Below are 14,756 nucleotides of genomic sequence, written 5' to 3'. Positions count from 1 at the left end.
GTCAGGCCGCCTTCAGCGTCGTGAGCATCTTCAGTAGTGGGCTGTGTTCGCTCACGCCGAAGGTGCGCATCCACACGTCACGGTCGCGTAGCTCGGCCGGCGCCGCATCCGCGACGATCGTTGCGTTGAGCAAGGCGATCCGAGTACACGATTCGAGGGCGAGCAGGATGTCATGAGTGGTCATCAACAGGGCGGTACCCTCCCGCGATAGCTGCACGAAGAGGTCGTTGAGCAGCTCCTGCGTGGGCATGTCGAGGCCGGTGAACGGCTCGTCCAGCAACAGGATGGCCGGCTGGACGGCCAGGGCCCGCGCCACCAGCACACGTTGTCGTTGCCCTCCGGACAGCTCACCCACCGGTCGGGTGCGGAGATCGCCGATCCGGACCCGGTCCAGCGCCTCGCCGACGGCGCGCCAGTCGGACACCCCCGGCCGACGGAGCAGGCCGATCCGACCGGCCCGGCCGCTCAGCACGGCATCCTCCACCGAGATCGGGAAGTCCCATGCGAACTCGTGCCGTTGCGGCACGTAGCCGACCCGCGAACGCCCCGGCCGGGCGGGGCGGCCGTCGACCAGCACCCGGCCGGTCCGAGACCGGATCAGCGCCAGCACCGACCGAAGCAGCGTGGTCTTGCCGGCGCCGTTCGGACCGATCAACCCAACGAACTCCCCGACGTCCACGGCGAGATCCACGTCCCGCAACACGGGCCGACCGCCGAGATCGACCCCCAAGCCGTCCACCCGCAGCACACTCACGGTGTGCTCCAGGTACCACCGCCGGTGCGCTCGGAACCTACGGCTGGCCCCGCGGCCGCCCGTGCCTTCACCCGCCGACCCCGGACCACCACCACGACGGCGGCAGCCACCAACACCGCAGCGGCGGCCCCCGCGATCAGCAGGCCGGTGGCGACGCCGGGCCCGTCATCCGACTCCTCAGCCGCGGTACCGTCCGGATCCGCACCATTAGCCGGCTCGTCGGCGTCGCCTTCGGGCAGGTCGGCTGGGATGTGCTCGGCGTCCAAAGCGTCGGCGGTGCTGGTAGCGGTACCGACGGCGAACCGCAGCACCTCGACCCGCGACTCCCTGCCGCCCGTGACGAGGTCCGCGGTGACCTCCATCTCCACCAGATAGATCCCCGGTTCGGAGAACACCCAGTTGGCGTGGGTATGTGTGTTGACCTCGACCCAAATGTCCTGTGGATACTCTTCCCGGCTGTCCCACAGCGGATCCGGGTCGCCAAGATCGCCGCTTTGGAGAAACACCACCATCTCGCCGGGCCCGGATACTCCGCGCAGCCGCAACGTGGCGCCGCGATCGATGGTCTCCATGACGGTGGGGTCCTGGGTGTTCCAGCCCAGCCAGACCACACCCGGCTGTTGCGCCTGCGGCACGACGTGGACCTCGGCCCCAGGCGGCGCGGGCAGGAACGAGTACGTGTCGTTGTCCGGCACCGCCAGCAACGCGGCGTCGGTGACGTGGAATACCGTTTGATCCATCACCCGCCACACCGGCGGCTCCACGGTGTCGTCATGCACCAGGAAGATCCACTCGTCGTCGACGTACCGTGGCCCCATGTCGACGTGCCCGTCGTCGAGCACCGCGGGTTCGGTGGCGACCTCCTGGTCGCGGTCGATCTCCTGCTCGAGGTTCGGATCCTCCGCGGCCCATCCCGGGATGGCACACAGCAGGACGGCCGTGGCCGCCACGATCACCACCTGCCACGCGCGCCGGTGCGATCCGGCGCGGCCGCCGGGGCCTACCGGTGTGTCGGCAGCCGCCGCGCGGGTTTGAATCAGTCGGTCGATCATCGGTCTCTCTCCGGATTGTCGGACAGGCATCGGTACAGGGATTCGGCGTTGAACCGCATCATGTCGACGTACGTGGTGACCTCGCCGTCGAACGCGTCCCCGTATATGGGGCAGACCGCCACCCCCTCCGCCGCGGCCACTTCGGTGAGCGTCGAGGCCCGCGCCGCCAGGTTCGGCTCCAGAAAGACGGCTGGTATCGCCAGGTTGCGGATGGTCTCGGCCAGTCGGCGACGGTCGGCGAGGCTGGGCTCGGTGGCCGGGTTGGGTGTGACGACCCCGGAGATCTGCATACCGTACGCGGCGCCGAGATAACCGAAGGCGTCGTGAGTGGTGACGAGGTGCCGGCGCGACTCCGGAATGCGGTGGATGGTCTCGCGGACGTCGTCGTCCAACCGCTCCAACTCCTCGATGTACACCCGGGCGTTGTCTCGGTAATCACGTGCACCCTCGGGGTCGACACCGATCAGGGTGTCGCGGATCAGCTGCACGTAGGAGATGGTGTTGCGGACGTTCTGCCACAGATGCGGATCGATCTCGCCGTGCACGTGCCGGCCGAGCACAGCCTGCGGCAGCTGGAAGATCTGATCCCGGGCGCGGCCGAGGAACCGGTACTCAGGATCTGCTGGGACCTGATGGAGGGCCCGGTTCGGTACCTCGATCACCGTGGTGGCGGCGTCGTAGACCTCTTGGTTCACGTCGCCACCGCCATCCGGGTCGGCGAACAGATACAACTCACCCGTGTCGAGGTCGACCGTGACGTCGGCGTGCCCCGAGTTCAGCACCGCGGCGTCGGACATCCCCGGCGCCGACCGTGGGTCCACCCCGACGGCGAAGGTGAACGTCTGCTCGTCGAATGACACCGGCCGGCTCTCCGGGGTCACCGCCAGGCTGGCCCGCATGGTCAGCCGATAGATCCCTGGTTCGGTGAATGCCCAGCTCATGTGGGTGTGTGCATCGGGAGGGAGGACCGCGGTATCGTCCCGGTAACCGGTGGATGCGTCGAACCCATCGGTGGAATCGACGTAGAAGGTCGGGTTGCCGAACGCCTCCGTCAGGTAGGTGACTAGATCGCCGGGTCCGTCGAGTGCGGTGGCGCTGAGGTAGACCTCGGAGGCTCGGGTGGCGCCGTATTGCTCCCCGGTGCCACGAACCCGCATACCGAGCCAGATGGTATCGAGGGAGATGTTCTCCACCAGCGGGATCACCTCAGCGGCGTACTTAACCGCCCCTTCGGCCAGCGACACGTTGGGCACCCCTGTACGGAGGTTCGCATCCAGCGCCCGGATGATGCTCTGCTCCTCCAGGAGCATGTAGTTGCTGAACGCTACGTCGGCGTAGACGACGTCGCGGATGTCGCGCAGGCTCGGCTCGTACGTGTGGGGGTCGGCGCCGTCCGGTACCAGGGTGTTGACGTTCACCCGGTCACCACCGACGTTCGCGGCGAGGTCGGCCAGAATACCCGTGGTGGTGATCACCTGGACGCGGTCGTCGTGGGTGCTCAGCGCGTCGGCCCCGCACCCGGCGACGAGTCCGGCGGCCAGCGCACCGGCGACGACACCCGTCACCATCCGCCACACGGTCGAGTTCGACGCCGGCGCCCTCGTCACGTTCCTCCTTCACTGGATGTTTCGGACAATCGATGTGGCCGTATCCCGTGGGGCCCTTCCGACGGTGGCCTGACCCCACGGGACGCGCCGGTGATCATGCGGTCAGCGATACTCCTCGCCGGCGGTAGGCGAACAGCGCAGCCGCGCCTCCAGCCAGCAACAACCCGCCAGCGACGACCAGGCCAGACGTTCCACCCGCACCGGTGTTGGCCAGCACGCAGTTCACACCGGATGCCGCGGACGATGGCCGGGCCGTAGCCCCCGGTGGCGCAGGACTGGCGCTGGAGGTGGGGTTCGCGGTCGGACTCGCGGTCGGACTCGCGGTGGGCGTTGGGTTCGCGGCCAGGTTGGCCGCCGGCATCGCCGGCTGATGCAGCGCCGGGACGGCCGCCCTCGCCGTCCGGCCACCCGGCGCTACGGCATCCGCACCGCCGGCGTCGTTGGCGGTCGACGCGTTGGCCCCGGTCAACTCGCCGACGACGAACGAATACCGCACCGGTCCGGACGAAACAGTCTGGCCACCGGCGAGTGTCCCGCTCACCTCGAAGGTCACCGTGTAACTACCCTCAACCGAGAACGCCCAGTTGGCGTGGACGTGCTGCCCGACCCCCTGGCGACGTGGCGCCAGCGAATCCTCCGAGCTGAAGATCCGGGCGACGTCTCCGAACCCGACCGTCTGGAAGACCTCCAGCGTTCCCGGACCATCAACATCGAGCATCCGGATGTCCACGGTGTCACCCTGGAACTCGCCGCGGCTCAACTCCTCCGTCGACCATCCGGCCCAGACGATCTCCGGGTCCTGGGTTTCCGGAATCAGCCAGATGGGATCACCGGCGGCGCCGAGGAAAGTGTAGGCGTCGCCAGCCGGCACAGTGCTCTCGGCTTCCGGCTTCACCTGGGTCAACACATCGGCCGGCGCATAGAAGGTGTGGTCCGCCGCCGAGCCCACCTTCGCCCGCAGCGATACGTCCGTACCCGACAGGCGGGGTGAGATCAGATCGACGTGTTCGTTGGTCAGCACCACCTGGTCGCCGCTGGGCGCGTCGTTGCCGCCGTTCTCGCCGTTGTCACCGGTCTCATCACCGGACTCACCTCCGGCGTCGGTCCCGTCGTCGGAACCCGCGTCGCCCGTGCCGTTCGACGGACCGGTGGGCGCCGGATTGCTGGCCGACCGCGATCCCGCGGGGACGGTTCCGGGCGGGCAGACACCCGTCGTCGGTTTCGTGGTCGGCTTGGGGCCAGTTCCGGCGCCGCCGCCCGTGTCGTTACCGGAGGCATCACCGGCGTCGGTGCCGTCGTCGTTCCCGGCCTGGTCACCGCCGGCATCGGTGCCGTCGTCGGAGCCGTCAGCACCACCGGCCTGATCTCCAGACTGGTCGCCACCGACGTCGGTGCCGTCATCGTGACCGTCCTCGGCTGCGCCGCCTTCGTCGCCGCCACCTTCGGCCCCGCCCTCGTCCGCGCCGTTCTCATCGCCGGGGTCATCGGGATCACATTCGACGTCGCCGACGACGAACGCATACTCGACCGGACCGGTGGTCAGCTCGCCGCCATCCTCCAATGTGCCGGCGACCTCGAACGTCATGGTGTACGCGCCGAGTGCGGTGAACGCCCAGTGAGCGTGCACATGCCGGCCGACGGCCTGGTGCACCGGTTCAAGGGTGTCGGTGGTGCTGAAGATACGCGTCGGCCCGCCACCAAGCCCGCTGCTCTGGAAGACCTCAACCTCACCTGGGCCCTCGACGTCGTGCATGATCATTCGCACTGCGTCGTCGACGAACGTGCCGGCCGGCAGCTCCTCGGTGGACCAGCCGGCCCATACGACGTCGGGGTCCTGCGTCTGCGGGATGACCCACAGCGGGTCACCCTCCTCGCCGAGGAAGGCGTACCCATCGCCGCCGGGTACCGAGGTGGCCGCCTCCGGGTCTTTCACCTGCACCAGCAGGTCGGCCGGGTCATAGAAGGTGTAGCTCGCCGCCGAACCAACCTTCGCCCGCATCGCCAGCTCGCCATCGTCCAGGACGGGGGCAAGGAGGTCGACGTGCTCGTTGGTCAGTACCGTCCGTGGGTCTTCACACTCGCCCGGGTCCTCGTTACCCGGGTCCTCGTTACCCGGATCCTCGTTACCCGGATCCTCGTTACCCGGATCCTCGTCGCCGGGTTCCCCATCGTGGTCGTCGATCACGATGGTCACCGGCTCCGACCGCGCCACGACCTCGTGCCCGTGCCCGGACAACTCGACGTAGTACTGTGCGCCATCGAGCTCGGCGGCGGCTTCGGTCACGAACACGGCTCCGCCACCCACCTCGACGAAGTCGTCATCGTCGGCCAGCCGGCCGAACCAGTGGTAGTGGTCCAGCTCCGTCGGAGGATTCTGGACAGCGGTCAGCTCGATGCGGTCCCCGGAGTGGTAATGGTGAGCCAGTCCGTCGATCGTGAGAGTGGTCTCGATCGGCTCCGTCTCGTCCTCCACCACAAGTACGTGTGGTTCGGAGGTGGAACCGGCGTAGAACTGGGGTTCCTGCGGGACATATGTCGCCGTGAGTTCGTACTCGCCGAGTTCACCGAACGACGTCGTCAACTGGGCCGCACCCTCGACCAGAGCCGCCCAGCCCAGCGGCTGACCACCGGCGAGGAACTCGACATAACCACCGGGGGAGGGTGGCGCGTCAACGCCGGTGTCGGTGCCGACCGTGGCGTGCAGCGTCACGTCCTCGCCGGGCTCCGCGATGGACGGGGCGTCGATCTGGGTGGCCGACGCAGCCAGGGCCGGCAGTTCACCGGATGTGCCGCCCACCACCCAGGTGAAGTCGACCGGGTCGGACTCTAGACGCTGACCACCAACGGACGCAGCGGCGCCGAACGTCAGCGTGTAGACACCGGGCTCGGTGAACGCCCAGTTCGCGTGCACATGTGCGTTGACGGACTGAGACAGCGTCTTGTAGTTCTCGTCCGAGCTGAAGATACGCCGGATCTCGCTGAAGCCCACCATCTGCCAGACTTCGACATCCCCCGGCCCTTGGACGTCGAGCAGAGTGATGTCGACCGAGTTGCCATCAAGCGCCCCGGCCGCGATGTTCTCCGTGCTCCAACCTGCCCAGAGCACGTCGTGGTTCTGTACCTGCGGCACGATCCAGGCGCTATCAGCCCCGATGAACTCAACGAACTGGTCCGGTAAGCCGGTCATATAGCTGAGGTCGGACAGCTGATAGATCAGCTCGTCCACCTCGACGAACTCGACCGGTGGACTGATCTTGGAGTTGATGGTCAGCTGCGCGCCGTCGACGCCGACATTGATCGCGTCGACATGTTCGTTGGTCAGCAGGCGGCGCTCGGACACCTCCGGTGGTGGTGCGGCGCTACCGGCACTGGCATGATCACTGACCAGCGCTGATCCGGCCGCAAGCGCGGGAGTGAGCACGAGCGCGGCCGCGAGGGCCACCGCACCCGTGACGCCCAACACCGATCGGGTGGTATGGCGGTACATCAGCCTCAAGGCTCCTTACACAACTGGACATGACCATGCCCGGGCAGCACCCGTCGTTGGAGTCGAGAGTGGGATCAGGACATACCGACTATAAAGAATGATTCTCACTATGACTACCGTGAGCCCCCTCACATCCGGCCGAACGTATGCGTGTATATCTGGGCCGGCCACCCCGACACAGCAGGTCAACTGTCACGTTGGCCAGGATTCAGGCACCGCCACCGAACCCGGTGATCATCGCCGGACTTGCGCCCCACCCCAGTCGTCAGAGTGCGTCGAACGGCAAGCGAAGAAGTCCCGCGGGACCCTACGTTCGGCATGCGACTGGCCCGACACATAGTTGTGCCGCACCGGATGCCATACAGGCACCCGGTGCGGCATGACGAGCGTTGACGGCAGGGCGCTGGACTCAAGCCAGGCCCAGCCAGGTCAGCTGGACCCTTCTTCCTCCTGCACCGGCGCCTTGCCTTTGACCGCACCTTCAGCGGCGGCCGCCTCGGCCTTCGCGTCTCGCACTGCCGCTTCGGCCAGTCTTGCCACCTCGTCGGCCGCGGTGGCTGGATCCAGGGAGAGGGTGTCAGCTTCGGCGAGTTCGGGGGTGCCGGCGCGTTCACCTTCCGGTCCAGCCGCACCACTGTCGCTGCCGGCCGCCCCTTTTGGCGCCCCCATCCGGGAGTAGTCGCCGAAGGCCTCCGTCACCGTCCGCACCGCCTGAGTGAGCTCACCCGGAATCACCCAGAAGGTGTTGTTCTCACCGTCAGCCAGATGGGGCAGCGTCTCAAGGTACTTGTACGCCAAGACCTTGGGATCCGCGTTGTTGCGATGCACTGCCTGGAACACCCGCTCAACCGCCTTGGCCTCACCGTCCGAGCGGAGGATGGCAGCCTGCTGGTCACCCTTGGCCTCAAGGATCTTCTGCTGCTGAGTACCTTCAGCGGTGAGGATCTTGGCCTGCCGCTCACCTTCGGCGTGGAGAATCGCGGCCCGCTTGTCGCGCTCGGCCCGCATCTGCTTCTCCATGGCCTCCTTGATGGAGCCGGGAGGATCGATGGCCTTGATTTCTACTCGATTAACCCGGATGCCCCATTTACCGGTGGCATCGTCAAGCACGTTGCGCAGCTGCGCGTTGATCTCTTCACGCGACGTCAACGTGCGCTCGAGATCCATGCTGCCGATGACGTTACGCAGCGTGGTGATGGTGAGCTGATCGATGGCCTGCAGATAGTCGGCCACCTCGTAGGCCGCGGCCCGTGGATCGGTGATCTGGTAGTAGAGCACGGTGTCGATGTTCACGACGAGGTTGTCCTCGGTGATCACCGGCTGCGGCCGAGACGAGAACACCTGCTCGCGGATATCGAGACGGGTGTTGATGCGGTCGGCCAACGGGATGATGAAGTTCAGGCCTGGTTGCAGCGTGGTGCGGAATCGGCCGAACCGCTCAACGTTGTAACGACGCGCCTGTGGAACTACTCGAACGGTTGACATCACGAGAAACACCATCACGACAGCCGCGATGATAATTGGCACCAAAGGTTCCATATGCTTCCGCCTTACGGGTCAGCGGTCGGTGTTCACGGTAGAAGCTCCCGAGGATAGACGATGGCCGTCGCCCCTTCGATCTCCATGACGTCGACGAGTGCGCCGACCGGAATCGACTGACTCTCGTCGAGGGCGCGGGCCGACCATTGCTCCCCCGACAGCTTGATGAGCCCACCCAGGGCCGTGACTTCCTCGACGACCACCGCACGCTGTCCGATGAGTGCGTCGCTTCCATCACGCACAACCGGGGGTTGCTTCATGTGCCGGTGTGCGATGGGCCGCACGACCAACACTCCAACGGCCGAGGCCGCCGCAAAAGACAGGACCTGAAGCAGGAACGGCGCACCGATGCCCGCCACCACGGCGGCCACCACAGCCGCGGCCGCGAGTAACCCGAATGCCAGCGTCAGGGTGAAGAACTCCGCAACTCCTAGGGCTGCGGCAAGTACCAACCACGCTATCCACGGCATCGGATCGGCCTCCCGTCCGGCGGATCGGGGCACGGCTCGCATGAGCTTCTGCCCTGACTCCCAACCTACCTCGTCAGAGCACGATTCGACACGTACGAGACGGGCTGGCGGCCGACGAACCGCAAGCCCAATCCACGAGCCCGCACTTCAAACTACCGCCGGATCAATGAGCCGAGCATCAGCGCCCCGATCCGGCGACCTAGGGCCAACGGTGATCTAGGGGAAACGCCGGGCGCCGGTTCCATCCCGGCCCAGAATGTCGCCAGGGTTGGAGTACGGGCAGGACGTCAACGACAGACACCCGCAGCCGATGCAGTTGGAGAACCGGTCGCGTAGGGCAGTAAGTTCCTCGATCCGCTGAGACAGGTCGTCGCGCCACTGGCGAGCGATCCGGGCCCAGTCACGTTTTGTCGCCAAGCCAGCATCCGGGAGCTCGTCGAGGGCCTCCTTGATCTTCTCGAGGGACACCCCGAGCCGCTGTGCCGTACGGATGAAGGCGATGATGCGCAACGTGTCTCGACGATATTCGCGCCGGTTTCCGCTGGTCCGACGGCTACGGATGAGCCCGATGCTCTCGTAGTAGTGCAGCGTCGAGACCGCCACTCCGGCCCGCTCCGCGACCTGACCGGGCTTGAGCCAGGTGACGCTGGGGTCAAGCTGGGGCACACGTCCTCCTGTTCGCCGCCATATTTCGCCGCCATATCCTGGGGAAAGCCCAGTTGACATCAAGTTCACTTGATGAAGTGGACTCTACGTCACGAGCACTCCGATACCGAGGAGAAGATCCGTGACGACGATCACCGTGTGGGCCGACATCAGGTGTCCGTGGTGCTGGATGGGGCATCGCCAGCTATCTTCGGCGCTGGAACGTCTAGCGCAATCCGGCGCACCAACCGTGCATGTTGATCATCGAAGCTTCCTCTTGGAGCCATCCGGGCCTGAGACGTCCCGGCTGACCGTGCGGGAGATGGCGTTGGGACCGTGGGGCATGGATGAGGGCGAGTGGAACGGCCGCCGCGACCGGATCGAGTCGGCCGGGCGCGCCATCGGTCTGGATATCCACATCGACACCGCCCGGGCCATCGACTCTCGCCCCGCCCACCGGTTGATCAAATTGGCCGTCAGCAGTGGCATCCCGGCCCAGCTAGCCTGGGATGTGGTGTACGAGGCGCACCTGAGCCACAACGTCGACCTGGAGGATCGGACCGTGCTGGCGGAGGTAGGCGCGCGGCTCGGCTTGACGTCGACGGCCGTACGAGTGTTCTTCGCCACCACTGAACGGCACGACGAGGTCATGGCGGATCATCGTGCCGGGGTGGAGCAGGGCGTCCGGGCCGTCCCGACCGTCGTAGCGGGCGGCCGGGCATTGAGCGGAACCCATGACGCCGAGCAACTGAGCACGTTCATTTCCCGTTCGCTGCACGCGCAGCGTAGTGACCGGCCCAGCATGACAACCGGACCAGCATGACGACCTTAGGCCCAGCCCAGAACCGGGCGCTTGTGACCAGGGGCGAGTCCGGTCAGAGCGAGTCCGGTCAGAGCGAGTCCGGTCAGAGCGACCCCGGCCGTGCGCCCGTTGTGACATAGCCCGGAACGCAGGCTGCCGGGGCCGTTCCTGGACCGTCAGCGGGCGGCGACGGTCCCGGGCAGACCCCGGCAAGTGGTTGCGCTCTGGAGCCAACCAAGCCTGGCTCGACATGGCAAGGCCTAGCGGTCAGCTTTTGAGGATTTCTTGAGATTGCGACATCGTGCGCTGCGCACTCAAGCGGCGTCGAGCTGATCATCTGACGGCGGCTCCACTCGTGTCTGCGCCACGTCGTAGCGGACCGGTCGAGCCCTCTGAAGCTCCTCGTAGAGCCACCGGACAAGCCCCGACGTCGACCTCGGCCGGCTGAATGACGGGCAGCCGTCGGGGTTGATGAAGGTGATCTGGTTTGGGCCGCGGATGAGGATGGTCCAGCCGCCTTCGTGGACGGCGGTGTGGTGTTTGCGGCATAGCGAGATGAGGTTGGCCAGGTTGGTGGTGCCGCCGTGGGCCCAGTGGTGGATGTGGTGGGCATCGGTCCACTCGAACGGGCGGTCGCAGCCGGGGAACCGGCAGCCGCCGTCGCGTAGGCGCAGCGCTTTGCGTTGGGCCGCGGTGGCGGTGCGCTGGGTCCGTCCGACATCGAGGGGGTGGGAGTCCGGGCCGACGATGATCCGGGTGATCGTCGCATCACAGGCCAGCCGGCGCGCGGTGTCCCCGCGCAGGATGGACCCGTCGGGTAGTTCCCCGAACCCGCCGGTGTCGGCCTGCAACGAGTCCAGCCCGACGGTGACGATCACCTGGGTGGGCTCGCCAGCCCGGGCGGGCAGAGTGCCGGATGTTAGGTGTCGCCGGCACAGCTCGACCAGGGCGTCGGCGCGGCGTTGCGCCGGGCTGCGTTCATCGTCGGCGCCGCTGGGTTTCGCGAGCGCATCGAGGGCCGCGGTGACGATGCCGGCGGACTCGTCACCCCCGGGGAGGACCCCGTCGATCGCGACCGCCCCGTCGAAGGTGGCCGAGATCTGCAGCCAGCGGCCCTGATCCCGGCGTTCGGCCCGGCGTACCGCGTTCGTGTTGTCCACCGCCGCCCCGAGGCCCCGCAGCGCCGCGCGCAGCCGGGTGGGGTCATCGCCGCGGTCGGCCTCGACCAGCGCGTCCTGACACCCGGCGATCACGTCCACCCCCAGCAGCGTGGCCGCATCAGCGATCGCCACCGCGTGCGGCAGCCGGATCTCACCGGCCAGCAACGCCGCCTCGATCACTGGCAAATCCACCAGACGTTTGGCGACCTTCAACACCCGGCTGGTCTCGCCCGGCGCGACATGCAACTCGTGCCGGACCCACCCCCGGGTGGACAACACCGACCGCGTCTGGGCCAGCCCGCGCTGATCGAACTCCCGCAACCGGGTCAGATACGCCGCCTCGGCCACATCGGCCAACCGCCGCAACACCACCAGCTCATCCACGACCGCGTCACTGGACACCTCAGTGACCGGCGCTACCGCGAACTCCTTCACCGCAGCGACCATCTCCACCAACGTGTCCGCAACCATGAAACAAACGCTAACCGCCACTACCGACAGAGTCCGGCGTCAAAGACAGGTCATCGCCGCCAATCGATGGGCAGCGCGGCTTTGGGCAGAACCGATAGTAACCTTTAAACTTGTTATATACGGTTACTCGACATGGCACGATTTGCCTATCGAAGGGAGTCCAGAATGAAACACGCAGCCAAAACGAGGCATCTCTACCGCGACCTGGACGAGGCAAAACTGCACTACCGCGAGGCGGGGGTGCCGTCATCAACCGCGGTCCTTCTCCTCCACGGCTTCCCCAGCTCGTCGTACTCGTTCCGCGATGTACTCCCCACGCTGGGTGAGCACGTGTACGCGATCGCACCGGACATCCCCGGTTTCGGGTTCTCGGATGCACCCCCGCTCGACCAGTTCGACTACACCTTCGAGCACCTGTCTCACGTGATCGAGGCATTCGTCGATGACCTAGGGGTGGAGCGCTACGTGCTCTACGTGACCGACTTCGGGACACCCGTCGGATACTTCATGGCGATGCGCCACCCGGAACGGGTGCTCGGCCTAGTCGTGCAGAACGGCAACACACACGAGGCGGGGCTGAACGACGCCTGGGACGCACCCCGCCGATTCTGGGCAGACCCCACCGAGCAGAACAAGGCGGCGCTGCCGGAGTGGTTGAACTTCTCCGGAACTCGCGATCAGTACCTCAGTGGACTACGAAAAGAGTTGCAGGTTCTGCACCCACAAGAGTCGTGGCATCTCGACTGGGAACGGCTCCGTCGCCCCGGCAACATCGACATCCAGTTCCAGCTCTTCTACGACTACCGGAACCACGTCGCACGTTTCCCGGACATCGCGGCCTACCACCAGGCGCACCAGCCCCCGTGCCTCGTGCTCTGGGGCCGCCACGACACGTTTTACGACATCGCCGAGGTGATGGCCTACCACCAGGTCATGACCTCCCTCGAGGCTCACATCTACGACGCCGGGCACTTCCTCCTCGAGACCCACGCCCCCGACGTCGCAGCAGTACTCGTCGCCTTCGTCGGTGACGTACTCGACCATGTGGAGGTTCACTCATGAGCACGGCAGGACTCACGATCCGGCCGCTGACGCCGGACACCTGGAACGACTTCGAGGCCGTCATGGGCACCAACGGCGGAGCCCGCGGCTGCTGGTGTATGCACTGGCGCCTGAGCATGCAGGAGTGGATGGCCGGCAAAGGCAACGGCAACAAGGCCGCGATGCGGAGACTCGCCGCCGGCACGACACCACCGGGGGTCGTGGCATACGTCCATGACGAACCAATCGCCTGGTGCGGGTTCGGCGAGCGCTCCGACTTCCCGCGGATGCAACGCTCCGCACTGCTGAAACCGGTCGACGACGAACCCGTGATCTCCTTGACGTGTCTGTTCGTCAAGAAAGGTCATCGCGGAACGGGCCGGTGTTCGGACCTGATCGCCGCGGTGTGCAGCCACCTCGCCGAAACCGCCGAGGTACGGACGGTCGAGGCGTATCCGGTGGAACCGGAGACGGGCCGCACGGCCGGCGCCGACACCGCGATGACCGGTATCGCCAGCGCGTTCCGGGCCGCCGGCTTCACAGAGGTCGCGCGTCCTCGGAGCGACCGCCCGGTGATGCGATACTCCCTGCGATGAGCACTACTACCACCTGGAGCGACGACCACTTCATCGCCGGTGACGTGGCGCTCGATTTCGCCAACACCGTCTACCGTCGTACACCAGAGATCGGCGCTGACCTGATCGACAGCGTCGATGCGCTCATCGCCTGGCTGCACTATGCCGAACTGCTACCGACACTCGGCGACACACGAGACTACGTCGATGATCCCCCGGCCGCCCTGCGCGAGGCACACGACATACGCGGGCTCTTCTGGGTGATCTTCGAGGCGCAGGCCGTCGGCCGCGAACTTCCCGCCGACGCTCTCGCCGGCCTCTTCGATGTGGCGCGGCTTGGCATTAGCAACGACGTCACCATCGGCCCAGACGGCTCCGTGACGCCTCGCACCACGCGAGGTGCGCTCACGGTCGTCGCGCTGCATGGGGTGAGAGCCGCGCTGAACCCGTGGTCTCCTCCGGTGCGTACCTGCGATCGATGCGGCTGGTTCTTCATCGATACCTCACGCGGCCGGCGTCGGCGCTGGTGCAGCATGAAGACCTGCGGGAACCAGGCTAAAGCAGCACGCTACCGCTCCTCCCGCCCTTGATCGGCGGCCCGCTCCACTGGTATCGACGAGCACGCACGCTGTATCGACGGGCACTCCTCAGAGGTCCCGAATCATGTCGATGGTCGCCGCCTCGTCGGGATCGAACTGTTCCTGCTCGATGAAGGCAGTAACACACTCGACGGCAACGTCCGGCGCCAGCCGCTTGAGGCTCAACGCCACGACATTGGCGTCGTTCCAGAGCCGTGCCCCTCTCGCCGTCCGGGCATCGGCAACGGTCGCCGCCCGGATTCCGCGCACCTTGTTGGCCGAGATGGCAGTGCCGGTGCCGGTCCAGCACATGAGAACGCCGAGATCGGAGCCACCGGTGGCCACCGATTCCGCCACCGCACGAGACATGGTCGGCCAGGAGTCGGCATCAGCCACCGCAACGAGATCATGGTGGCTCTCGATGTACGACCGCACAGCAGAGACACTCTCGTTCTCGTCGTCCGAGGCGAAGGCGATCCGCACGTCATCGACCCCTTTCATGGATAGCGGCGAGCGGGTACGGGCACCCGCAACCCCACTCGCCGACACTACTCTCACCAGTGATCAGGGAGGCG

General features: G+C 66.5%; 13 protein-coding genes. 4 read left to right on the top strand and 9 right to left on the bottom strand.

The annotated features are described in order from the left end of the window. Window position 1 precedes the first annotated feature (1 nt). The 7 genes from G8760_RS05210 to soxR all read right to left on the bottom strand — a co-directional run bounded on the left by G8760_RS05210 (window position 2) and on the right by soxR (window position 9,575). Entirely contained in the window at window positions 2-754 is a 753-nt protein-coding gene (locus G8760_RS05210; protein WP_166347486.1) for an anchored repeat-type ABC transporter ATP-binding subunit, read from the bottom strand. Further along, on the bottom strand, window positions 751-1,806 hold the full coding sequence (locus G8760_RS05205; protein ID WP_166347484.1) for a choice-of-anchor M domain-containing protein: 1,056 nt from the start codon (window positions 1,804-1,806) through the stop codon (window positions 751-753). The genes G8760_RS05210 and G8760_RS05205 overlap by 4 nt, the downstream gene beginning before the upstream one ends. Continuing rightward, complete coding sequence (locus G8760_RS05200; RefSeq protein WP_166348162.1) at window positions 1,803-3,374, bottom strand: anchored repeat ABC transporter, substrate-binding protein; 1,572 nt, start codon at window positions 3,372-3,374, stop codon at window positions 1,803-1,805. Before G8760_RS05200 ends, G8760_RS05205 begins: the two co-directional genes overlap by 4 nt. 133 nt (window positions 3,375-3,507) lie before the next feature. Then, a complete protein-coding gene (locus G8760_RS05195; RefSeq protein WP_166347481.1) occupies window positions 3,508-6,900 on the bottom strand; it encodes a TIGR03773 family transporter-associated surface protein in 3,393 nt (1,130 codons plus the stop codon). 429 nt (window positions 6,901-7,329) lie between these two features. Continuing rightward, on the bottom strand, window positions 7,330-8,439 hold the full coding sequence (locus tag G8760_RS05190) for an SPFH domain-containing protein (protein ID WP_166347476.1): 1,110 nt from the start codon (window positions 8,437-8,439) through the stop codon (window positions 7,330-7,332). A gap of 32 nt (window positions 8,440-8,471) precedes the next feature. Continuing rightward, window positions 8,472-8,909 carry an NfeD family protein gene (locus G8760_RS05185; RefSeq protein WP_166347473.1) on the bottom strand — a complete coding sequence of 146 codons (438 nt, stop codon included), beginning with the start codon at window positions 8,907-8,909 and terminating at the stop codon, window positions 8,472-8,474. A 216-nt stretch (window positions 8,910-9,125) separates the two neighbouring features. Beyond that, window positions 9,126-9,575, bottom strand: a complete 450-nt coding sequence (soxR, locus tag G8760_RS05180) for a redox-sensitive transcriptional activator SoxR (RefSeq protein WP_166347470.1) — start codon at window positions 9,573-9,575, stop codon at window positions 9,126-9,128. Between the two features lie 121 nt (window positions 9,576-9,696). Here soxR and G8760_RS05175 point away from each other — a divergent pair, with 121 nt between their 5' ends. After that, the gene (locus G8760_RS05175) at window positions 9,697-10,377 is read left to right on the top strand and encodes a DsbA family oxidoreductase (RefSeq protein WP_166347468.1); all 681 of its coding nucleotides are present in this window, start codon (window positions 9,697-9,699) and stop codon (window positions 10,375-10,377) included. A 293-nt stretch (window positions 10,378-10,670) separates the two neighbouring features. Here G8760_RS05175 and G8760_RS05170 read toward each other — a convergent pair whose 3' ends face one another. Further along, window positions 10,671-11,987 (bottom strand): HNH endonuclease signature motif containing protein, encoded by a 1,317-nt coding sequence (locus G8760_RS05170; RefSeq protein ID WP_166347466.1) that lies wholly within the window; start codon window positions 11,985-11,987, stop codon window positions 10,671-10,673. 165 nt (window positions 11,988-12,152) lie between these two features. On the opposite strand from G8760_RS05170, the gene G8760_RS05165 reads away from it, so the two are divergent. From G8760_RS05165 to G8760_RS05155, 3 genes are read left to right on the top strand one after another with little or no spacing between them, the layout of a single operon-like run. Beyond that, entirely contained in the window at window positions 12,153-13,049 is an 897-nt protein-coding gene (locus G8760_RS05165; RefSeq protein ID WP_166347464.1) for an alpha/beta fold hydrolase, read from the top strand. Beyond that, window positions 13,046-13,624, top strand: a complete 579-nt coding sequence (locus G8760_RS05160; RefSeq protein ID WP_166347462.1) for a GNAT family N-acetyltransferase — start codon at window positions 13,046-13,048, stop codon at window positions 13,622-13,624. The genes G8760_RS05165 and G8760_RS05160 overlap by 4 nt, the downstream gene beginning before the upstream one ends. After that, window positions 13,621-14,193 (top strand): CGNR zinc finger domain-containing protein, encoded by a 573-nt coding sequence (locus G8760_RS05155; RefSeq protein ID WP_166347460.1) that lies wholly within the window; start codon window positions 13,621-13,623, stop codon window positions 14,191-14,193. Before G8760_RS05160 ends, G8760_RS05155 begins: the two co-directional genes overlap by 4 nt. A 57-nt stretch (window positions 14,194-14,250) precedes the next feature. Here G8760_RS05155 and G8760_RS05150 read toward each other — a convergent pair whose 3' ends face one another. Continuing rightward, on the bottom strand, window positions 14,251-14,682 hold the full coding sequence (locus tag G8760_RS05150) for an RpiB/LacA/LacB family sugar-phosphate isomerase (protein ID WP_166347457.1): 432 nt from the start codon (window positions 14,680-14,682) through the stop codon (window positions 14,251-14,253). Window positions 14,683-14,756 lie beyond the last annotated feature (74 nt).

The sequence above is a fragment of the Phytoactinopolyspora limicola genome (genome assembly GCF_011320225.1).
In the GTDB taxonomy this organism is placed as follows: Bacteria; Actinomycetota; Actinomycetes; order Jiangellales; family Jiangellaceae; genus Phytoactinopolyspora; species Phytoactinopolyspora limicola.
This window is presented reverse-complemented; position numbering and strand designations above follow the sequence as displayed.

Bases quoted from the DNA above. Each gene is read 5' to 3' on its own strand.
- G8760_RS05205 (WP_166347484.1), bottom strand. From the start codon at position 1,806: ATGATCGACCGACTGATTCAAACCCGCGCGGCGGCTGCCGACACACCG.
- G8760_RS05200 (WP_166348162.1), bottom strand. From the start codon at position 3,374: ATGGTGACGGGTGTCGTCGCCGGTGCGCTGGCCGCCGGACTCGTCGCC.
- G8760_RS05195 (WP_166347481.1), bottom strand. From the start codon at position 6,900: ATGTACCGCCATACCACCCGATCGGTGTTGGGCGTCACGGGTGCGGTG.
- G8760_RS05190 (WP_166347476.1), bottom strand. From the start codon at position 8,439: ATGGAACCTTTGGTGCCAATTATCATCGCGGCTGTCGTGATGGTGTTT.
- G8760_RS05185 (WP_166347473.1), bottom strand. From the start codon at position 8,909: ATGCCGTGGATAGCGTGGTTGGTACTTGCCGCAGCCCTAGGAGTTGCG.
- G8760_RS05170 (WP_166347466.1), bottom strand. From the start codon at position 11,987: ATGGTTGCGGACACGTTGGTGGAGATGGTCGCTGCGGTGAAGGAGTTC.
- G8760_RS05165 (WP_166347464.1), top strand. From the start codon at position 12,153: ATGAAACACGCAGCCAAAACGAGGCATCTCTACCGCGACCTGGACGAG.
- G8760_RS05160 (WP_166347462.1), top strand. From the start codon at position 13,046: ATGAGCACGGCAGGACTCACGATCCGGCCGCTGACGCCGGACACCTGG.
- G8760_RS05155 (WP_166347460.1), top strand. From the start codon at position 13,621: ATGAGCACTACTACCACCTGGAGCGACGACCACTTCATCGCCGGTGAC.
- G8760_RS05150 (WP_166347457.1), bottom strand. From the start codon at position 14,682: ATGAAAGGGGTCGATGACGTGCGGATCGCCTTCGCCTCGGACGACGAG.